Raw genomic sequence first — 19,283 nt, forward strand, 5'->3', positions numbered from 1 at the left:
GATCGGTCAGACGGGACACGCGATGCCCTCGACCTGCCTCGCATTCGATTTCGGCACCCGGCGCGTCGGCGTGGCGGTGGGCAACACCGTCTTGCGGCTGGCCCAGCCGCTGCCGTCGATCGCGGTACAGGGCGATGCCCGTTTTGCCGCCATCGGGCGGCTGATCGCCGAGTGGCGGCCCGACCGGCTCGTCGTCGGCGTGCCGTTCCATCCCGACGGCGCCCCGCACGAGAACACCTTGCGCGCGCGCCGCTTCGCCCGCCAGCTGCACGGCCGCTACGGCCTGCCGGTGGACGAGGTCGACGAGCGCTACACCACCACCGAGGCTCTTTCGCTCGGCGCGCGCGATGCGGACGCCGGCGCGGCCTGCCTCATCCTCGAACAGTACTTTCGCGAACGGACGATGCCATGACGACCCTGCATCTGGACGCCGAAGCGCTCTATCAGGACCTGCAACAGGGCGTGCGCCACCTGTTGCGCCACGACACGGCGCTGGTGGGCATCTGGTCCGGCGGCGCCTGGCTGGCGGAGCGGCTGCACCGCGATCTGGGGCTGCCCGGGCGGCACGGCGTCATCACCAGCGCCTTGCACCGCGACGACTTCGGCTCGCGCGGCCTGGCCGGCGGGGCCGACCACACCCAGCTGCCCTTCGAGGTCGAGGGGCGGCACATCCTGCTCATCGACGACGTGCTCTACACCGGCCGCACCACGCGCGCCGTGCTCAACGAGCTGTTCGACTTCGGTCGGCCCGCGAGCGTGCGACTGGCCGTGCTGGTCGACCGCGGCGGGCGCGAACTGCCCATCGAGCCCGCGTATTCCGCAGCCCGCGTCTCGCTGCCCGCGACGCAGCGCCTGTCGCTGGCGCGGGACGACGAAGGCCGGTTCAGCTTCCGCATCGAAACGCTCGCCTTGTGAACATCCCGGCCTCGGCCGCAGGGACCGGGGCTTTCCATGCCACGCCCATCGCCCCCGCCCCCATGCTCTACAAGCGCAACCCCCAGCTGAACAAGAACGGCGAGCTGATCCATCTGTTGTCCATCGAGGGTCTGCCGCGCGACATCATCCACCACATCCTCGACACCGCGGGCACGTTCCTCAGCGTCAACGACCGCGAGGTGAAGAAGGTGCCGCTGCTGCGCGGCAAGAGCGTGTTCAACCTCTTCTTCGAGAATTCCACGCGTACGCGCACCACCTTCGAGATCGCCGCCAAGCGCCTGTCGGCCGACGTCATCAACCTCGACATCGCCCGCTCGTCCACCGCCAAGGGCGAGAGCCTGCTCGACACCATCGCCAACCTGTCGGCCATGCACGCCGACATGTTCGTCGTGCGCCACAGCGAGTCCGGCGCACCGTACCTGATCGCCCAGCACTGCGCGCCGCACGTGCATGTGGTCAACGCCGGCGACGGCCGCCACGCGCACCCGACGCAAGGCCTGCTCGACATGTACACCATCCGCCACTACAAGGGCGACTTCACCAACCTCACGGTGGCCATCGTCGGCGACATCGTCCACTCGCGCGTGGCGCGCTCGGACATCCATGCCCTCACCACCCTGGGCGTGCCCGAGGTGCGCGTCGTCGGCCCCAAGACGCTCGTGCCCGGCGACCTGAAGGAGATGGGTGTGCGCGTGTGCCACGACCTCAAGGAGGGCCTGCGCGGGGCCGACGTGGTCATCATGCTGCGACTGCAAAACGAGCGCATGAGCGGGGCCATGCTGCCCAGCGCCGGCGAGTTCTTCAAGACCTTCGGCCTCACGCCCGACAAGCTCGCGCTCGCCAAGCCCGATGCCATCGTGATGCACCCGGGCCCCATCAACCGCGGCGTCGAGATCGACTCGGCCGTCGCCGACGGCCGGCAAAGCGTCATCCTGCCGCAGGTGACCTTCGGCATCGCCGTGCGCATGGCCGTGATGTCCATCATCGCCGGCAACGAAGCCTGAACGAGCGCGCTCCCGAGACGACCCCATGAAGATCCTGATCCGTAACGCCCGGCTGGTAGACCCGGCCAGCGGCACCGACCGCCGCGCAGACCTCGCCATCGCCGCCGGCCGCATCGTCGCGCTCGGCAGCGTGAGCGGCGACTTCCATCCCAACCGCACCATCGATGCCGAAGGCCTCGTGGTGGCGCCCGGCCTGGTGGACCTCGCGGCGCGCCTGCGCGAGCCGGGGCACGAGCACGAGGGCATGCTCGAAAGCGAGATGGCCGCCGCCGTCGCGGGCGGCGTGACCAGCCTCGTGTGCCCGCCGGACACCGATCCGCCCCTGGACGAGCCGGGCCTCGTGGAGATGCTCAAGTTCCGCGCGCGCAGCCTCAACCTGTCGCGTCTGTACCCGCTGGGCGCGCTCACGCGCGGGCTGAAGGGCGAGGTGCTGACCGAGATGGCCGAGCTCACGGAGGCGGGCTGCGTGGGCTTTTCGCAGGCCGAAGTCGCGGTCGAGAACACGCAGGTGCTGATGCGGGCGATGCAGTACGCCGCGACCTTCGGCTACACCGTGTGGCTGCGGCCGCAGGACGCGCACCTGGGCAAGGGCGTGGCCGCCAGCGGTGCCGTCGCCACCCGCCTGGGCCTGTCCGGCGTGCCGGTCATCGCCGAGACGGTCGCGCTGCACACCATCTTCGAGCTGATGCGCGCCACGGGCGCGCGCGTGCACGTGTGCCGGCTCTCCAGCGCTGCCGGCGTCGAGCTGGTGCGCGCCGCCAAGCGCGAGGGCCTGCCGCTGACCTGCGACGTCAGCATCAACCAGCTCCACCTCACCGACGTCGACATCGGCTACTTCAATGCGGACATGCGGCTCAATCCGCCGCTGCGCCAGCAGCGCGACCGCGAGGCGATCCGCGCCGCATTGGCCGACGGCACCATCGACGCCCTGGTGAGCGACCACACCCCCGTCGACGACGACGCCAAGACGCTGCCCTTCGGGGAGGCCGAGCCGGGCGCCACCGGCCTCGAGCTGCTGCTCAGCCTGGCGCTCAAGTGGGGCGAGGAGAGCGGGGCGGGTCTGCTGCGCGCGCTCGCCGTCCTCACCCACGAGCCCATGCGCGTGCTGGGCGAATCGCTCGGCTCGCTGGCCACCAGCACCGGCCGTCTCGTCGAAGGCGGCTGGGCCGATCTGTGCATCTTCGATCCGACGGCGCGCTGGACGGTGCAGCCGCAGGTGCTGCGCAGCCAGGGGCGTCACACCCCCTTCACCGGCTACGAACTGCCCGGGCAGGTGCGCTACACGCTGGTGGCGGGGCAGGTCGCGTACGAGGCCGCCGAAGCGCGCTGAAGCGATGGGGATGCGCTCGGGACTGCGCGGTCTCTGGCGTCTCGCCCGCGTGCTCGGGTGGGTGCTGCGGGGCCTCGCCATCGTGCTGTGCCGGTTTCCGGGGCTCGATGCGGCCGGCCGACGCGCCGAGGTCCAGCGCTGGTCGGCGCGGGTGCTGCAAAGTCTCGGCATCGCGCTTCGCGTCGAGGGCCGGCTGCGCACCGGTGCCAAGCTCCTGGTGGCGAACCACATCTCGTGGCTCGACATCGTCGCGATCAATGCCGTGCATCCTTCGCGCTTCGTCTCGAAGGCGCAGGTGCGCCACTGGCCGCTCTTGAACCGCCTGGTCGACGCCGCCGACACCCTCTACCTGGAGCGCGAGCGGCGCCGCGATGCGCTGCGCGTGGTGCACCAGGTCGCCGAGGCGCTGAAAGCCGGAGACACCGTCGCCGTCTTTCCCGAGGGCACCACCAGCGACGGCACCACGCTGTTGCCCTTTCATGCCAACTTGCTCCAGGCGGCCATCGCCACACAGACGCCGGTGCAACCGGTGGCGCTGCGCTATGCCGATCGCCACCACCCGGTGAGTCCGGCGGCCGCCTACGTGGGCGACACCACGCTCCTCGCGTCGGTGTGGCGGGTGGCGTGCGCGAATGGGCTCGAGGTAAGCGTCGCGGTGCTGCCGGCGCGCGGCGCGCGCCACATGGACCGGCGGGCCCTCGCCCGCCTGGTGCGCGCGGACATCGCCGGCGCACTGCAGATGCCGGCGCTGGAGCACGGGCCCGCCGAGGAGGCGCTGGCCGGCCCTTGAGTCAGGCGTCGCCCGGGGTCAGGCCTTGCCCTGGCTCGCGACGGCGGCAGCGGCCTTCTTCGCCGCTTCCTCGTCGCCGAGGTAGTAATGGCGGATCGGCTTCAGGTTCTCATCCAGCTCGTAGACGAGCGGAATGCCGTTCGGGATGTTCAGGCCGACGATGTCGCTGTCGGAGATGTCGTCCAGGTACTTCACGAGCGCACGGATGCTGTTGCCGTGCGCCGAGACGAGGATGCGCTTGCCCGCCTTGATGGCCGGCGCCATCGACTCGTTCCAGAACGGCAGGACCCGCGCGACGGTGTCCTTCAGGCACTCGGTGAGCGGAATCTGCTCCGGCGCGAGCTTGGCGTAGCGCACGTCGTTGCGCTGGCCCCGGGGGTCGTCGGGGTCGAGCGCAGGCGGCGGCACGTCGTAGCTGCGGCGCCAGATCAGCACCTGCTCGTCGCCGTACTGGCGCGCCATGTCGGCCTTGTTGAGGCCCTGCAGCGCGCCGTAGTGGCGCTCGTTGAGCCGCCACGAATGCACCACGGGCAGCCACGTGCGGTCCATCTGGTCGAGGCAGTGCCACAACGTCCAGATGGCGCGCTTGAGCACCGAGGTGTAGCACACGTCGAACTCGAACCCTTCGGCCTTGAGCAGGCGGCCGGCCTCCTTGGCCTGCTCCACGCCGGTCGGCGTGAGATCGACGTCCGTCCAGCCGGTGAAGCGGTTTTCGAGGTTCCACGTCGATTCGCCGTGGCGCAACAGCACGAGCTTGTACATGTGCGTGTGACTCCGAGCAAGGCGCAAAGCCTGCAATTCTATAATCCGCGCCCGTCATCACCTCCGGTCGTCGGCCCCGGCCGCCGGCGCAACAACCGTGAAGTTCTTTCTCGACAACTGGTTCCTGTTCCTCGTCGCATTCGTCTCGGGCGGCATGTTGCTGTGGCCTCTGGTGTCGCGTTCCGCCCAAGGGCGGGGCGTCTCGCCCACCCAGGCGGTGCTGCTCATCAACCGCGACAAGGCGGTGGTGGTCGACGTGAGCGAGCCGCACGAGTATGCGCAGGGTCACGTCAAAGGGGCGCGCAACATCCCGTTCGGTCAGCTCGAATCGAGCAAGGATCTGCCCTCCAACAAAGCCCTGCCGATCATCCTGGTTTGCCCGCGAGGCGTGCGCGCCGCCCGCGCCGCCGCTACCCTGCGCAAGCTCGGCTACGAGAACGCGGTGTCGCTGGCAGGCGGGCTCCACGCCTGGCGCGAAGCCCATCTCCCGGTGGAGAAATCCTCGGCCTGAGCGCGGCCGCCGGCCGCCCCCAAGGAGAAGGAACGCATGCAACCGGTCAAGATGTACACCACCCAGGTGTGCCCCTACTGCCAACGAGCCAAGATGCTGCTCAAGCAGCGCGGGGTCATCGAGATCGAGGAGATCCGCGTCGACCTCGACCCGGCCCAGCGGGAGCGCATGATCGAGATCACGGGGCGGCGCACGGTGCCGCAGATCTTCATCGGTGAGACGCACGTGGGCGGTTGCGACGACCTCATCGCCCTCGATCAGCGTGGCGGCCTGACCCCGCTCCTGCAAGGCGCCTGAAGGGCGGCCCGGGCGGCGGCATGCGGCCGCGGTCCCTCACCTCGCGCCCACAAATCGTTTCCGGGTTGCTTCGCGCGGCTCGGCCATAATGCAACTGCGGCCCGCACCGCCTTCCGGTGACGGGCCTCGTCGTTTCAAGGAATGCATTCCATCATGGCCGACCAAGACCAAAACCCCGTTTTCCAGATCCAGCGCATCTACACCAAGGACCTGTCGCTGGAGCAGCCCAATTCCCCGCAGATCCTGCTGGAGCAGGAGCAGCCGCACGTCGACATCAACCTCGGCGTGGAAGTGCAGCCGGTGGTCGAAGGCATCTTCGAGGTCGCCGTGACGGCGACGGTGCACACCAAGCTGAAGGACAAGACGCTCTTCCTGGTCGAGGCGAAGCAGGCGGGCATCTTCGAGATCCGCAACATCCCGCAGGACCAGATGAACCCGATCATCGGCATCGCGTGCCCGCAGATCATCTACCCGTATCTGCGCGCCGTGGTGGCCGACGTGATCACCCGCGCCGGCTTCCCGCCGGTGCACTTGGCCGAGGTGAACTTCCAGGCCATGTACGAGGCCCAGCAGCAACAGCAGCAGGGCGGCAACGGCGGCTCGGGCATCATCACCAGCGCCTGAGAAGGCGGCTGAGCGTCGACCCATGAACATCACCGTTCTGGGCGCCGGCGCCTGGGGCACGGCGCTCGCGCTTCATAGCGCCATGCGCCGCCCCACCTTGCTGTGGGCGCGCGACGCGGCACAGGCCGCGGCGATGCGCGAGCGGCGCCGCAACGAGAAGTACCTGCCCGAGATCGAGCTGCCGGCCGCGCTGGACGTGACGTCGGACTTCGCGCGGGCGCTGGCCCATGCGAGCGAAGGCCTCTTCGTCATCGCCACGCCGATGGCGGCGCTGCGCGAGATGCTGGGCCGGCTGCCCGAGGACGCGCGCGTGTGGTGGCTGTGCAAGGGCTTCGAGAAGGGGACGGGTCGGCTCGGGCATGAGGTGGCCCGCGAAGTGCGTCCTCTGGCACGGGTGGGTGTGCTCTCGGGCCCCAGCTTCGCGCTCGAGGTGGCGCGCGGCCAGCCCACGGCCGTGGTGGCCGCCAGCACCGACGCCTCGCTGCGCGACTCGGCTGTGGAGGCCTTCCACGGGCAGGCGCTGCGGGTCTACACCTCCACCGACCCGATCGGCGTGGAGGTGGGCGGCGCGGTCAAGAACGTCCTCGCCATCGCCACCGGCATCGCAGACGGCATGTCCTTGGGGCTGAACGCCCGGGCGGCGCTCATCACGCGCGGCCTGGCCGAGATGTCGCGGCTGGGAGTGGCCCTCGGGGCCCGCACCGAAACCTTCATGGGCCTGTCCGGGCTCGGCGATCTCGTGCTCACCGCCACCGGCGACCTCTCCCGCAATCGGCAGGTGGGTCTGCGCCTGGCGCGCGGGCAGACGCTGGCCGACATCCTGCGCGAACTGGGTCACGTCGCCGAAGGCGTCTACAGCGCGGCGACGGTGCTCGAGCGCGCCCGTGCCGCGGGCGTCGAGATGCCGATCACCTCGGCGGTGGTGGACGTGATCGAAGGCCGGCTCGCTCCCCGGCAGGCCCTCGAGCGGCTGATGTCGCGCGATGCGCGAGCCGAAGGGTGAGCGGGGAGTGTGAGCGGCCGTGCCGATGGCCCGGAACGGCCCGTTTTCTCGAGGGGTGAGGAGGGGTGAGATGAAGCGTCGCTGCTGTCTGCAAGCCTTGGCGGCCGCCGGCATCGCGCCGTGGGCCTCGGCCTCGGCGCAGGGCTGGCCCGAGCGGCCGATCCGGCTGGTGGTGCCGTTCCCGCCCGGCAGTTCGCCTGACCTCATCGCCCGCACGGTGGCCGAGCCGCTGGCCGCGGCCCTCGGGCAGGCGGTCGTGGTCGAGAACCGACCCGGCGCGGGCGGCAACATCGGCACCGCCCAGGTCGCCCGGGCGCAGCCCGACGGGCACACCTTCGTCTTCACGATTCAGGGGCCGCTCGTCACCGCGCCGATGCTCAGCCGCTCGCTCGGCTACGACCCGCAGCGCGACCTGGTGCCGGTCACCCTGGTCGCCACCAGCCCCAACGTGCTCGTCGTCTCGCCCGCATTGGGCGCGAACACGCTCGCGGAGTTCGTGCGCTACGCCAAGGCGCGCCCGGGGCAGCTCAACTACGGCTCGGTGGGCAACGGCAGCGCCTCGCATCTGGCGATGGAGCTGTTCAAGACGCGCGCCGGAGTGGACCTGGTCCACGTGCCGTACCAAGGCTTCCCACAAGTCGTCAACGCCATGCTGGCCGGGCAGGTCCAGGCCTCGTTCATGGTGCCCGCCATCGCGATGGGGCAGGTGCGCGCCGGGAAGCTCGAGGCGCTGGGTGTCACGACCTTGGGCCGCACCAGCGCCTTGCCGGAGTTGCCCACGCTGGCCGAGCAGGGCTATGCGGGCTTCGAAGCGATTTCCTGGCAGGCGGTGCTGGCGCCCGCGGGCACGCCGCCGGGTGTGGTCGAGCGCATGAGCCGCGAGCTGGTGCGCATCATCCGCAGTGACGAGGTGCGCTCCCGGATGCTTGCCCAGTACTTCACCGCCGCCGGCACCGCACCGCAGGCGCTCGCGCTGCTGATGAAGTCCGAACGCGACCGCTGGGCGCGGGTCATCCGGGCGGCGGGCGTGCAGCCGGAATGAGTCCGCAGCGGGCGGCCGCTTTCAGCTGCCGCCCGCGTACCCGTTCTGTCTCCAGGCTTCGAAGACGGCCACCGCGACGGCATTCGACAGGTTGAGGCTGCGCTGACCCGGCCGCATGGGCAGCCGCACCCGCTGCGCCGCCGGAAAGCGCTCCCGCAACTCGGGCGCCAAGCCGCGCGTCTCGCAGCCGAACACCAGCCAGTCGCCGGGCTGCCATCGCACTTCCGCGAAGGGGCGGCTTCCGTGCGTCGTGAAGGCGAACAGGCGCTGCGGATCCGGCGCCTCGGCCTCGAGCAACGCCTGCCAGGACGCGTGTCGTTTGACGTCCGCATACTCGTGGTAGTCCAGCCCGGCGCGGCGCATCAGCCGGTCCTCCATCGAGAATCCCAGCGGTTCGACCAGGTGCAGCTCGCAGCCGGTGTTGGCGGCCAGCCGGATCACGTTGCCCGTGTTCGGCGGGATCTCGGGTTCGACAAGGACGATGCGGAACATGGGCGCGATTATTCCCGCCTGCGCGTCACTCCCGGGGCGTGCGTGTCACCACCCAGGCCTCGACGCTGCGCGCCCCGGCGTCGAGCACGGTGAAGGCCAGTTCTCCCACGGTGGCGCCGGTCGTCATGACGTCGTCGACGATCGCCACGCGACGCCCCTGCAGCCAGGCGCGCCGATCGGCCCGCACCGCGAAGGCCCCTCTCACGTTGGCCGCGCGGGCGGCGAGGTCCAGGCCCACTTGGGGTGGCGTCTCGCGCAGCCGCACCAGCGTGCGGGCCTGCGCGGGCACCCCCAGGCGCCGGGCCACACACCGCGCGATCTCCCAAGCCTGGTTGTAGCCGCGCTGGGCCAGCCGTTCGGCTGAGAGCGGTGCGGCGAGCACCACGTCCACCGGTGGCTGCGCGCCATGGCATGCGTGCACGGCCTCGCTCAAGTGTTTCGCGAGGGTGGGGGCGAGGGCCACGTCCTGGTGGAACTTGAGCCGGGCGACGAGCGTGTCCCACGGAAAGACATGATCGAACGCCACGACGGTGCGAGCGAGCGGCAGCGGCATCGCCGCGCACGAGGGGCAGCGCGCTCCTTCGCTCAGGATCACCAGCCCGCAGCGCACGCACCGCGGCCTCGGCCGGGCATAGCGCGCCAGGCACGCGCGGCATACGGGCGCGTCTTGCCAGGTGCGGCAGACGAGGCACTGCCCCGGGCACCCGGCATGGAGAGAAGTCGCGAGCTTGCGAAGCAGTCGTGGCCCCATCGGTCGATCGGCGGTCAATATACTGCCCGCCATGTCCGATCCCGCGCCCCGCCTGTTCGATCCACGCGCCACCGAGGCCTGGCTGCGACGTGCGCCGGTGGAGGCGGCGCCCTGGCTGCACCAGGAGGTGGCACGCCGCATGGCCGAGCGCCTTGCGCTCGTGCGTCGCACGCCGACCACCGTGATCGACTGGTGGGCGAGCTTGAGCGGCTCGGCGGAGTTGTTGCGCTCGACGTATCCGCAGGCACGTCTCGTCCCGGTCGAAGCGCCAGCGCGGCTGGCGCGCCTGGCGCAGGCACCTGCCCCGGCGGGGCCCTGGTGGTCGCCTGCGCGATGGCGTCGGCCCGCGGCGGCGCAGCCGGTGGAAGAGGGCGCGGCAGTCACGCTCGGTGCCGAATTGCTGTGGGCCAACATGGTGCTGCATTGGGCGGCCGACCCGCCCGCGATGCTGCAGCAGTGGCATCGTGCCCTCGCCGTGGACGGCTTCGTGATGTTTTCGTGTCTGGGGCCCGACACCGTGCGCGAGTTGCGCACGCTCTACAGCCGTGCGGGTTGGGGCCCGGCAGGCGCGGAGTTCGTGGACATGCACGACATCGGCGACATGCTGGTGCACGCCGGCTTCGACGACCCGGTGATGGACATGGAGCGCTTGCGCCTGAGTTGGGACGACGCCTGCCGCTGCCTGGCCGAGCTGCGCACGCTCGGGCGCAACACCCATCCTCGGCGTGCCGCGGGGCTTCGCACGGCGCGGTGGCTGCGTGCGCTCGAAGCTGCGCTGACACCGGCCGAAGGGCCGACCGTGCTGACCTTCGAGATCGTCTACGGCCACGCCTTCAAAGGGCTGCCCCGGGCGCGAGCCGGTGGCGAAACGACGTCCGTCTCGCTGCAGGACATGCGCTCGATGATGCGGGCGCGAAACGCGCGCCGCTCCTGAGCAGCCCGCAGCTTGGCAAGCGAGGTCCACGCGCGCGGCCCTCGATGCCTGCGCGCGAAGGTGCGGCGCGAAGGTGCGGCACGTAGTGCGGCGCGAAGGTGCGCATAGCGCGCAGAGCACCGCCGTTGCGTGCGATGTGCCCGTATGGTGGAACAGATTCGCACCTGCGTGTTCTGATGTTCGTCAAACTCGGTTGTGACCGGAATTTGCGCTAGGCTAAAATTTCTCGGTTTGGTTGGGTAGCTTCCGCAGTCGCATTCGGCTCCGGTGTGGCCCGACCCGGGTGACTGGAGCAGTACGAATGTCGGCCGCCGCCCCATCCTGTGTGTCGTCGATGGCGACCGGGCCTTCCGAAGAAGGCGCGGCACGATCGGGCGGTGCCGGGTGCGCGCAGTGGGTGCTCAAGCGGAACTGCTCCGTCACGCCTCGCCAGCTGGCTGGTTTCTATGCCTCGCTGTGCGTGGTGTCGCTCGGCATCGCCACCTACTTCTGGGCGCAGGGCGCCGTGTTGGTGATGCCTTTCGCCGGGGTCGAGCTGTTGGGCGTCGGGTGGGCCTTGCTGGTCTACGCGCGCCATGCGACCGATCGTGAGTGCGTCGTCCTTTCGGAGGGGCGGCTGTCGGTGGAGCGCTGGGAGGCCGGTCGGGTCGACCGGGTCGAGTTCGCCGCTCAGTGGGTGCGCGTCGACGCCCCTCATGCGGACGGGCTGCTGGAACTGCGGGGCGAGGGCAAGTCGGTGGAGATCGGGCGGCACGTGCTGGCCCATCAGCGCGCGGCCCTGGCCCACGAATTGCGCGCCGCGCTGGCCCGTGTCCGCATCTGACGCGGCACGGCGGGAGCGTCGGTGATCGAGTTTGAAACTGAAGTGACCACGATGAAGACGATGAAAGCTCTTTGGCACAAAGTGGGGCAGGCGGGCCTCGGCTTGTGTGCGGCTTTGGCCACCACCGGTGCGCTGGCCGTCAACGACCTGCCCGGCGGCCCGGCGGTTCGTCAGGTCAACATGCACCCCCCGGTCACCCGCATCGCCGACGAGCAGCAGTTCCTGCACAACATGATGCTGTGGATCTGCGGCGTCATCTTCGTCGTCGTCTTCAGCGTGATGTTCTACTCGATCATCAAGCACCGGAAGTCCAAGGGGGCCAAGCCCGCCAACTTCCACGAGAGCGTGAAGGTCGAGATCGCCTGGACGGTCGTGCCCTTCCTGATCGTGATCGGCATGGCGCTGCCCGCGACCAAGGCCGTCGTCGCGATGAAGGACACCACCAACGCCGACCTCACCATCAAGGCCACGGGCTACCAGTGGAAGTGGGGCTACGACTACCTGAAGGGCGAGGGTGAAGGCATCTCCTTCGTCTCCACGCTCGATGCGACCCACCGCGAGGCCTCCGACGCCGGCAAGCCCGTCGGCGACGACTACCTGCTGAAGGTGGACAACCCGCTGGTCGTGCCGGTGGACAAGAAGATCCGCATCGTCACCACCGCGAACGATGTGATCCACGCCTGGATGGTCCCGGCCTTCGGCGTCAAGCAGGACGCCATCCCCGGCTTCGTGCGCGACACCTGGTTCCGCGCCGAGAAGGTGGGCGACTACTACGGCCAGTGCGCCGAGCTGTGCGGCAAGGAGCACGCCTACATGCCGATCCACGTGAAGGTGGTCTCTCAGGAGGACTACGCCAAGTGGGTCGAGTCCAAGAAGAAGGAGATGGCCGCCAAGGCCGACGACCCGAACAAGGTCTGGCCGCTCGAGGAGCTGGTGGCCCGCGGCGAGAAGGTCTATGCCGCCAACTGCGCCGCCTGCCACAAGGCCGACGGCACGGGCGCGGGCCCCATCAAGGCGCTGGCCGGCTCGCCGATCGTGCTGTCGCAAGACAAGGCCAAGCAGATCGACATCGTCCTGCACGGCGCGGCCGGCGGCGCCATGCCCGCGTGGAAGCAGCTCTCGGACACCGAGATCGCCGCCGTCATCACCTACACGAAGAACGCGTGGTCGAACAAGACCGGCCAGATCGTCCAGCCGGCCGAGATCGTCGCCGCCCGCAAGTAACGCAAGCAGTTTGGAAAGGATCGACATGAGCGCAGTCCTCGAGCCTCACGGTCACGTCGCGGGCGGGCATGCCCACGACCATGCCCACGACCACCCGCACGGCTGGCGCCGCTGGCTGTTTGCGACCAACCACAAGGACATCGGCACGCTGTACCTGCTGTTCAGCTTTGCGATGCTGATGGTCGGTGGCGTGCTGGCCCTGCTGATCCGCGCCGAGCTGTTCCAGCCCGGTTTGCAGATCGTGAACCCGCAGCTGTTCAACCAGTTCACCACGATGCACGGCCTCATCATGGTGTTCGGCGCGATCATGCCGGCCTTCGTCGGCTTCGCGAACTGGATGATTCCGCTGCAGATCGGCGCCTCGGACATGGCCTTCGCGCGGATGAACAACTTCAGCTTCTGGCTGATGATCCCCGCGGCGATCATCCTCGTGGCGTCGTTCTTCATGCCGGGCGGCGCTCCTGCCGCCGGCTGGACGCTCTATGCGCCGCTGACGCTGCAGATGGGCCCCTCGATGGACGCTGCGATCTTCGCGATGCACATCCTGGGCGCCTCGTCCATCATGGGCTCGATCAACATCATCGTGACCATCCTCAACATGCGCGCGCCGGGCATGACGCTGATGAAGATGCCGATGTTCGCGTGGACGTGGCTCATCACGGCGTACCTGCTGATCGCGGTGATCCCCGTGCTGGCCGGCGCGATCACGATGACGCTGACGGACCGCCACTTCGGCACCAGCTTCTTCAATCCGGCCGGCGGCGGTGACCCGATCATGTACCAGCACATCTTCTGGTTCTTCGGGCACCCCGAGGTCTACATCATGATCCTGCCGGCCTTCGGCATCATCAGCCAGATCGTGCCGGCCTTCGCCCGCAAGCGCCTGTTCGGCTACACCTCGATGGTGTACGCCACCGCCTCCATCGCGATCCTGTCGTTCATCGTGTGGGCACACCACATGTTCACGACCGGCATGCCGGTGACGGGCCAGCTCTTCTTCATGTACGCGACGATGCTCATCGCCGTGCCGACCGGCGTGAAGATCTTCAACTGGGTCGCCACTATGTGGAAGGGCTCGATGACCTTCGAGACCCCGATGCTGTTCGCCGTGGGCTTCATCTTCGTGTTCACGATGGGCGGCTTCACGGGCTTGATCCTGTCGATGGCCCCGATCGACATCCAGCTGCAGGACACCTACTACGTCGTGGCCCACTTCCACTACGTGCTGGTGGCCGGCTCGCTGTATGCCCTGTTCGCCGGCTTCTACTACTGGGGTCCGAAGTGGACGGGCGTCATGTACAACGAGGCTCGCGGCAAGTTCCATTTCTGGGGCTCGCTCATCACCTTCAACGTCACGTTCTTCCCGATGCACTTCCTGGGTCTGGCCGGCATGCCGCGTCGCTACGCCGACTACCCCATGCAGTTCGCCGACTTCAACCTCGTCGCTTCGATCGGCGCGTTCGGCTTCGGTCTGATGCAGGTGTACTTCTTCCTGTTCATCGTGCTGCCGATGATGCGCGGCCAGGGCGCCAAGGCCCCGCAGCGTCCGTGGGAAGGCGCTGAAGGCCTCGAGTGGGAAGTGCCGTCTCCGGCTCCTTTCCACACCTTCGAAACGCCGCCCAAGCTCAACGCCAGCGCGACCAAGGTGATCGGCTGATCCTTCCAGGCACGAGCGAGACGACCATGCAACCCGACGACAAGCACAAGCAGAATCTGCGGCTGGGCCTGATCCTGGCGACGATCGCGCTGGCGTTCTTCGTCGGGTTCATCGTGCGCATCGCGTTCTTCGGCCACTGAGGACGTCACGCAGACCATGAGCCACGCCCGCATCCGCAGCGACAACCGCCGCATGGTCGGCAAGCTGCTTGTCATCGCGCTGGCGATGTTCGGCTTCGGCTATGCGCTGGTGCCGATGTACCGAGCGATCTGCGACGCGCTGGGCATCAACGTGCTGTCGGTGGCCGAGCGCCAGCAGCCGGGCATGGCAGCGGGCAAGCCGGTCAACACGCAGGTGGACACCAGCCGCCTCATCACGGTGGAGTTCGACGCCAATGCGCGCGGCCCCTGGGAGTTCAAGCCGGCGGTGCGCTCGTTGCAGGTGCATCCGGGCGAGATGGCCACGGTGATGTACGAGTTCCGCAACGTGCAAAGCCGCGCGATGGCCGCACAGGCCATTCCCAGCTACGCGCCCAAGCAGGCGACGGCCCACTTCAACAAGCTCGAGTGCTTCTGTTTCACCGAACACACGCTGGCACCGGGCGAGAGCAAAGCGTGGCCGGTGGTGTTCGTCATCGATCCCAAGCTGCCGAAGGACGTCACCACCATCACGCTCTCGTACACCTTCTTCGAGGTCGGCGGCAAGGTGCCGCAGGCACCCGCAGGCGGTGCGGTGAAGGCCACGTCGGCTGCGATGGCGTGGGAGCCTCGCACATGACCCGCGACGACCTGCACCACCCGCCGGGCGCCGACCTGAAAGCGGCGGTGCGCCGCAAGGGCTCGTTCTGGCAGACCATGAAAGCCGTCGCCTGGTCGTTCTTCGGGGTTCGCAAGTCCTCCGAGTACGACAAGGACGTGAGCCAGCTCAACCCTGTGCACGTGATCGTGGCCGGCATCATCGGCGCCGTGGTGTTCGTGGTCCTGCTGGTCTTGCTCGTGCGCTGGGTCATTTCCAGCGGCGTGGCTGCATGAGTGGGGGATCGCCAGGCTCCGCACAGACGTCTCGCGCATCAAGACACACAAGAAGTCAGGTTCATTAGGAGAAAACATGTCGGCAACGACGCATCACGGCTCGACGCCTTACTACTTCGTGCCCGGACCGTCCCGGCACCCGGTCATGGCCGCGATCGGCCTGTTCTTCGTGATCCTCGGCGCCGGCCAGTGGGTCAACGGCCACGCCTGGGGCGCGTACTCGCTGCTGTTCGGCCTGATCTGGTCGGGCGTGATCCTGTTCCAGTGGTTCCGTGACGCCATCCGCGAAAGCGAGGGCGGCCTCTACAGCGACCGCGTCGACGTCTCCTACCGCTGGAGCATGAGTTGGTTCATCTTCTCGGAGGTGATGTTCTTCGGCGCGTTCTTCGGCGCGCTGTTCTGGGCCCGCGCGTTCACGCTGCCGATGCTGGGCGACCTCGATCACCAGATCCTGTGGCCCGATTTTCGCGCCATCTGGCCGAGCACCCAGCCGGGCGTGACCGCCTCGCCGGCCGGCACGGTGGAGCCCTTCCAGGTGATCGGTCCGTGGCCGCTGCCCACGATCAACACCGCCTTGCTGCTCACCTCGGGCGTGACGCTGACCATCGCTCACCACGCCCTGCGCGCCGGTAACCGCAGCAAGACGATCGCCTTCATGTGGCTGACGGTGCTGCTGGGCCTCACGTTCCTGTTGGTCCAGGGCTACGAATACGCCCACGCCTACCGCGACCTGAACCTCAAGCTGAGCTCGGGCATCTTCGGCTCGACGTTCTTCATGCTGACGGGCTTCCACGGCTTCCACGTGTTCGTCGGCATGCTGATGCTGCTGTTCATCACCCTGCGGCTCATGAAGGGCCACTTCACGCCCGAGCGTCACTTCGGCTTCGAGGGAGCGGCCTGGTACTGGCACTTCGTCGACGTCGTGTGGCTGGGCCTGTACATCCTCGTCTACTGGATGTAAGGCGCCCCAGGCAACGACACGACGTTCCTCGACCAACGCCGCGCAAGCGGCGTTTGTCATTTGAGCCGGGCGACGCGCGCAAGGCCTCACCTCTGGCGGTCGAAGTGACGGCCTGCCCGTCGAGGGGGACGGCAGGGCGTCGGGCGGCGGGGGACGGTCTCAGCGTACGAGCGGCACGCCGGTGGGCTGGATCCAGCCGAGCTTGTAGCTGATCAGGATGAAGACGAACAGCAGGATGGAGATGCCCACGCGCAAGGCCAGGGCGCGCACCATGTTGTTCGTCTTGGGCTTGCCGTCGCGGCCGTCGCGCATCATGAACACGAGTGCGGAGGCGAGGCTTCCAATGATGAGCACGAAGGCCAGGGCGACGACGATCTTCATACAGGGCATTATCCGCTCGCGGACACCGGCCCGTGCGATGCAGGGCGGGCATTGCCCGCGCGAGGACGACGTCCGATGAGGGGCACGATGAGAAGCGATCGCTGGCGACGCTGGGCGGTGCTGCTCGCCGCCCTGGGCGCGGTGGCCGCCACCACGATGCTCGGGCGGTGGCAGCTCTCGCGCGCTGCGCAAAAAGAGGCTCTGGCGGAAGAACTGCGCACGCAGTCCCTGGCGGCGCCGGTGGACCTCGGCGCCGTCAGTCCCGCGGAGGCGGCCGATCCGCGCTGGCGCTCGCGCCGCGTGATCGCGCGCGGGCACTGGCAGGCTGCGCGCACCGTTTTCCTCGACAACCGGCAGATGAACGGGCGGCCGGGCTTCTATGTGGTCACGCCTTTGCGACTGTCGGGCCGCGACGATGCCATCCTCGTGCAACGCGGTTGGGTGCCGCGCGACCTTCAGGACCGCACACGGCTGCCCGAGGTGAAGAGCCCCGATGGGGAGGTGCGTATCCTGGCACGCATCGCCCCACCACCGACCAAGCTGTACGAGTTCGCGGGCGAGCAGTCCGGGCCGATCCGGCAGAATCTGGACCTTCAGTCGTATGCGCGCGAAACGGGCCTTGTGTTGTGGCCGGTGTCGCTCGTCCAGCTCGATGATCCCGGTGCGCCGGGGCCGCACGACGGCCTCGCCCGTCAATGGCCGCAACCGGCGGTCGATGTCCACAAGCACTACGGCTACGCCGCGCAGTGGTTTGCGCTGGCCGCCCTGATCGCAGGTCTTTATGTCTGGTTCCAACTCCTCCGCCCGCGGCTCCGACGCTCGCGCTGAGGCTGCGTCGGGCAGCCTCGATCCCCGGGGCCCGCACGGCCCCACGGGAAAGCCTTCGGTCCCTCGCGCAGCCGGGGACGGCCTCGCCGATGGGCCGTTGCAGTTCTCGGTCCACTCGATGCCGGTGCCGGCGATCGAGGACGATGCGAGGCGCACGCGCATGGGCCGCCTGAAGATGCTCTTCGTGCTGCTGGTCTGCGCGGCACCCGTGATCGCTTCGTACTTCACGTACTACGTGATCCGCCCGGAAGGCCGCAGCAACTATGGCACGCTGATCCTGCCGCAGCGCCCGCTGCCGGCGCTCACGCTCACCGACTTGCAGGGCCACACCGTGGCGGCGGCCAGCCTCAAGGACCAATGGCTGCTGGTGGTTGTGGCGGGCGGCGCCTGCGACGCCACGTGCGAGCGGCAGCTCTACCTGCAGCGCCAGTTGCGCGAGGCCCTCGGGCGTGACCGCGACCGGCTGGACAAGGTGTGGCTCGTCACCGATGCGGCGCCTGTCCGCCCCGAGGTGCAGCAGGCCATCCCGTTCACCCAGGTGCTGCGTGCGGATGCGGCCCAACTGGCGAGCTGGCTGGAGCCGGAACCCGGCCACGTGCTGGGCGACCATCTCTACGTGGTCGACCCGATGGGCTATTGGATGATGCGCTTCCCCGCCGAGGCCGATCCCGCCAGGATCAAGCGCGACCTGGAGCGCCTGATGCGCGCGTCGCAGCACTGGGATCGCCCGGGACGGTGAGCCTCATGGACGCGCAGAACCTGTACGACCTCACGCCGGTGGCGCGGCTGGCGCTGCTGGGCATCGTGGTGGCGATGGGGCCGCTGGCCTGGGTGTGGCTGCGCAATCGCCACGCGCCGCCCGCACGCCGCCTGGCGGCGCTCACGGCGCTCACGTTGTTTCTCACCTTCGACCTCGTGCTGTTCGGCGCGTTCACGCGATTGACGGACTCCGGCCTCGGGTGCCCCGACTGGCCCGGTTGCTACGGCAACGCGAGCCCGATCGGCGCGCGCGATGAGATCCACGCGGCGCAAAGCGCGATGCCCACCGGGCCGGTGACGTTCAGCAAGGCCTGGATCGAGATGATCCACCGCTACCTCGCCACGGGCGTGGGCGTGCTGATCACGGTGATGGCGATTGCGAGCTGGATCGAGCGCAAGCGGCTGGCGCTGTCGCCGTGGTGGGCCACCGCGACCTTCGTGTGGGTGTGCGTGCAAGGCGCCTTCGGTGCGTTGACGGTGACGATGAAGCTGTACCCGGCCATCGTCACCGCCCACCTGCTCGGCGGCCTTGCGCTGCTCGCGCTGCTGACGGCTCAGTGGCGCATCTACCGCGCGGGGAGCCTCGCGCTCACGGGGGGGCTCAGGCGCTACGCCGGCGTGGCGCTTGCGCTGCTCGTGGCGCAGGTGGCCCTGGGTGGCTGGGTCAGCACGAACTACGCGGTGTTGGCCTGTACCGACTTCCCCACCTGCCAAGGGCAGTGGTGGCCGCCGATGGATTTCGAGCACGGCTTCGCCCTCCTGCGCGAACTGGGCGCCGGCAAAGGCGGCGGCTACCTGCCGTTCGCGGCCCTCACGGCGATCCACGTGACGCACCGCGTAGGCGCCCTGGTCGTCATCGTCGTCGTCGGCGGCTTGGCGCTGGCGCTGATCCGCCAGCCGGAGCCGGCCGCGCGCCGCTACGGCCTGGCGCTCGTCATCGGCCTGGCGTGGCAGTTCGTCACCGGGCTGGGCAACGTGGTGCTTGGCTGGCCGTTGCTCGCCGCGGTGGCCCATACCGGGGGAGCCGCTGCCCTCATCGCGGTGCTGACCGCCTTGTTGACCGACTCCCATCCGGCGCGGCTGGGCCGCACGGCGGCGGTCCAGCTCGTACCGGCCTCCTAGAATCCCGACATCCCTTCCGAC

General features: G+C 68.9%; 25 protein-coding genes. 21 read left to right on the forward strand and 4 right to left on the reverse strand.

Going from position 1 to position 19,283, the window contains the following annotated elements:
* Positions 1 to 22 precede the first annotated feature (22 nt).
* The 5 genes from ruvX (at position 23) to OMP39_RS02965 (ending at position 4,060) form a co-directional block, all read left to right on the forward strand.
* Positions 23 to 412, forward strand: coding sequence for a Holliday junction resolvase RuvX (gene ruvX / locus OMP39_RS02945; RefSeq protein WP_264893317.1), 390 nt, complete (start codon positions 23 to 25; stop codon positions 410 to 412).
* Entirely contained in the window at positions 409 to 915 is a 507-nt protein-coding gene (gene pyrR, locus OMP39_RS02950) for a bifunctional pyr operon transcriptional regulator/uracil phosphoribosyltransferase PyrR (RefSeq protein WP_264893318.1), read from the forward strand. The genes ruvX and pyrR overlap by 4 nt, the downstream gene beginning before the upstream one ends.
* A 62-nt stretch (positions 916 to 977) precedes the next feature.
* A complete protein-coding gene (locus OMP39_RS02955) occupies positions 978 to 1,940 on the forward strand; it encodes an aspartate carbamoyltransferase catalytic subunit (RefSeq protein ID WP_264894634.1) in 963 nt (320 codons plus the stop codon).
* Positions 1,941 to 1,965: 25 nt separating this feature from the next.
* Positions 1,966 to 3,270, forward strand: coding sequence for a dihydroorotase (locus tag OMP39_RS02960; RefSeq protein ID WP_264893319.1), 1,305 nt, complete (start codon positions 1,966 to 1,968; stop codon positions 3,268 to 3,270).
* Positions 3,271 to 3,280: 10 nt separating this feature from the next.
* Complete coding sequence (locus OMP39_RS02965; protein WP_264893320.1) at positions 3,281 to 4,060, forward strand: lysophospholipid acyltransferase family protein; 780 nt, start codon at positions 3,281 to 3,283, stop codon at positions 4,058 to 4,060.
* Between the two features lie 18 nt (positions 4,061 to 4,078).
* Here OMP39_RS02965 and gpmA read toward each other — a convergent pair whose 3' ends face one another.
* The gene (gpmA, locus tag OMP39_RS02970; RefSeq protein WP_264893321.1) at positions 4,079 to 4,822 is read right to left on the reverse strand and encodes a 2,3-diphosphoglycerate-dependent phosphoglycerate mutase; all 744 of its coding nucleotides are present in this window, start codon (positions 4,820 to 4,822) and stop codon (positions 4,079 to 4,081) included.
* A gap of 97 nt (positions 4,823 to 4,919) precedes the next feature.
* Between gpmA and OMP39_RS02975 the strand changes: the two genes are divergently transcribed.
* The 5 genes from OMP39_RS02975 (at position 4,920) to OMP39_RS02995 (ending at position 8,299) form a co-directional block, all read left to right on the forward strand.
* A complete protein-coding gene (locus tag OMP39_RS02975) occupies positions 4,920 to 5,333 on the forward strand; it encodes a rhodanese-like domain-containing protein (RefSeq protein ID WP_264893322.1) in 414 nt (137 codons plus the stop codon).
* Between the two features lie 36 nt (positions 5,334 to 5,369).
* On the forward strand, positions 5,370 to 5,630 hold the full coding sequence (gene grxC / locus OMP39_RS02980; RefSeq protein WP_264893323.1) for a glutaredoxin 3: 261 nt from the start codon (positions 5,370 to 5,372) through the stop codon (positions 5,628 to 5,630).
* A 153-nt stretch (positions 5,631 to 5,783) separates the two neighbouring features.
* Positions 5,784 to 6,254: a protein-export chaperone SecB gene (secB, locus tag OMP39_RS02985; protein WP_264893324.1), complete on the forward strand. Its 471-nt coding sequence runs from the start codon at positions 5,784 to 5,786 to the stop codon at positions 6,252 to 6,254.
* A gap of 22 nt (positions 6,255 to 6,276) precedes the next feature.
* Positions 6,277 to 7,257: an NAD(P)H-dependent glycerol-3-phosphate dehydrogenase gene (locus tag OMP39_RS02990; RefSeq protein ID WP_264893325.1), complete on the forward strand. Its 981-nt coding sequence runs from the start codon at positions 6,277 to 6,279 to the stop codon at positions 7,255 to 7,257.
* Positions 7,258 to 7,327: 70 nt separating this feature from the next.
* Positions 7,328 to 8,299, forward strand: coding sequence for a Bug family tripartite tricarboxylate transporter substrate binding protein (locus OMP39_RS02995; protein ID WP_264893326.1), 972 nt, complete (start codon positions 7,328 to 7,330; stop codon positions 8,297 to 8,299).
* Between the two features lie 21 nt (positions 8,300 to 8,320).
* On the opposite strand, the gene trmL is transcribed toward OMP39_RS02995, so the two are convergent.
* Together trmL and OMP39_RS03005 are read right to left on the reverse strand one after the other, a co-directional pair.
* The gene (gene trmL / locus OMP39_RS03000; RefSeq protein ID WP_264893327.1) at positions 8,321 to 8,791 is read right to left on the reverse strand and encodes a tRNA (uridine(34)/cytosine(34)/5-carboxymethylaminomethyluridine(34)-2'-O)-methyltransferase TrmL; all 471 of its coding nucleotides are present in this window, start codon (positions 8,789 to 8,791) and stop codon (positions 8,321 to 8,323) included.
* A gap of 25 nt (positions 8,792 to 8,816) precedes the next feature.
* Positions 8,817 to 9,344, reverse strand: coding sequence for a ComF family protein (locus tag OMP39_RS03005; RefSeq protein WP_264893328.1), 528 nt, complete (start codon positions 9,342 to 9,344; stop codon positions 8,817 to 8,819).
* A gap of 229 nt (positions 9,345 to 9,573) precedes the next feature.
* On the opposite strand from OMP39_RS03005, the gene OMP39_RS03010 reads away from it, so the two are divergent.
* The 8 genes from OMP39_RS03010 to OMP39_RS03045 all read left to right on the forward strand — a co-directional run bounded on the left by OMP39_RS03010 (position 9,574) and on the right by OMP39_RS03045 (position 16,172).
* Entirely contained in the window at positions 9,574 to 10,476 is a 903-nt protein-coding gene (locus tag OMP39_RS03010; protein WP_264893329.1) for a methyltransferase domain-containing protein, read from the forward strand.
* Positions 10,477 to 10,777: 301 nt separating this feature from the next.
* Complete coding sequence (locus OMP39_RS03015) at positions 10,778 to 11,299, forward strand: DUF2244 domain-containing protein (RefSeq protein WP_264893330.1); 522 nt, start codon at positions 10,778 to 10,780, stop codon at positions 11,297 to 11,299.
* Between the two features lie 60 nt (positions 11,300 to 11,359).
* Positions 11,360 to 12,523 carry a cytochrome c oxidase subunit II gene (coxB, locus tag OMP39_RS03020; RefSeq protein WP_264893331.1) on the forward strand — a complete coding sequence of 388 codons (1,164 nt, stop codon included), beginning with the start codon at positions 11,360 to 11,362 and terminating at the stop codon, positions 12,521 to 12,523.
* 25 nt (positions 12,524 to 12,548) lie between these two features.
* Positions 12,549 to 14,180 carry a cytochrome c oxidase subunit I gene (ctaD, locus tag OMP39_RS03025; protein ID WP_264893332.1) on the forward strand — a complete coding sequence of 544 codons (1,632 nt, stop codon included), beginning with the start codon at positions 12,549 to 12,551 and terminating at the stop codon, positions 14,178 to 14,180.
* 26 nt (positions 14,181 to 14,206) lie between these two features.
* Positions 14,207 to 14,320 carry a cytochrome oxidase small assembly protein gene (locus OMP39_RS03030; protein WP_264893333.1) on the forward strand — a complete coding sequence of 38 codons (114 nt, stop codon included), beginning with the start codon at positions 14,207 to 14,209 and terminating at the stop codon, positions 14,318 to 14,320.
* A 16-nt stretch (positions 14,321 to 14,336) separates the two neighbouring features.
* Positions 14,337 to 14,957, forward strand: a complete 621-nt coding sequence (locus tag OMP39_RS03035; protein ID WP_264893334.1) for a cytochrome c oxidase assembly protein — start codon at positions 14,337 to 14,339, stop codon at positions 14,955 to 14,957.
* A complete protein-coding gene (locus OMP39_RS03040; protein ID WP_264893335.1) occupies positions 14,954 to 15,211 on the forward strand; it encodes a DUF2970 domain-containing protein in 258 nt (85 codons plus the stop codon). Before OMP39_RS03035 ends, OMP39_RS03040 begins: the two co-directional genes overlap by 4 nt.
* Positions 15,212 to 15,287: 76 nt before the next feature.
* On the forward strand, positions 15,288 to 16,172 hold the full coding sequence (locus OMP39_RS03045) for a cytochrome c oxidase subunit 3 (RefSeq protein ID WP_264893336.1): 885 nt from the start codon (positions 15,288 to 15,290) through the stop codon (positions 16,170 to 16,172).
* Between the two features lie 159 nt (positions 16,173 to 16,331).
* Here OMP39_RS03045 and OMP39_RS03050 read toward each other — a convergent pair whose 3' ends face one another.
* On the reverse strand, positions 16,332 to 16,553 hold the full coding sequence (locus OMP39_RS03050) for a twin transmembrane helix small protein (protein WP_264893337.1): 222 nt from the start codon (positions 16,551 to 16,553) through the stop codon (positions 16,332 to 16,334).
* Between the two features lie 87 nt (positions 16,554 to 16,640).
* Between OMP39_RS03050 and OMP39_RS03055 the strand changes: the two genes are divergently transcribed.
* The 3 genes from OMP39_RS03055 to OMP39_RS03065 all read left to right on the forward strand — a co-directional run bounded on the left by OMP39_RS03055 (position 16,641) and on the right by OMP39_RS03065 (position 19,262).
* A complete protein-coding gene (locus OMP39_RS03055; protein WP_264893338.1) occupies positions 16,641 to 17,381 on the forward strand; it encodes an SURF1 family protein in 741 nt (246 codons plus the stop codon).
* A gap of 118 nt (positions 17,382 to 17,499) precedes the next feature.
* Positions 17,500 to 18,120: an SCO family protein gene (locus tag OMP39_RS03060; RefSeq protein WP_264894635.1), complete on the forward strand. Its 621-nt coding sequence runs from the start codon at positions 17,500 to 17,502 to the stop codon at positions 18,118 to 18,120.
* A gap of 5 nt (positions 18,121 to 18,125) precedes the next feature.
* Positions 18,126 to 19,262, forward strand: coding sequence for a COX15/CtaA family protein (locus tag OMP39_RS03065; RefSeq protein WP_264893339.1), 1,137 nt, complete (start codon positions 18,126 to 18,128; stop codon positions 19,260 to 19,262).
* Positions 19,263 to 19,283: the final 21 nt, after the last annotated feature.

Source organism: Schlegelella aquatica, from assembly GCF_026013905.1.
Lineage (GTDB): Bacteria > Pseudomonadota > Gammaproteobacteria > Burkholderiales > Burkholderiaceae_C > Caldimonas > Caldimonas aquatica.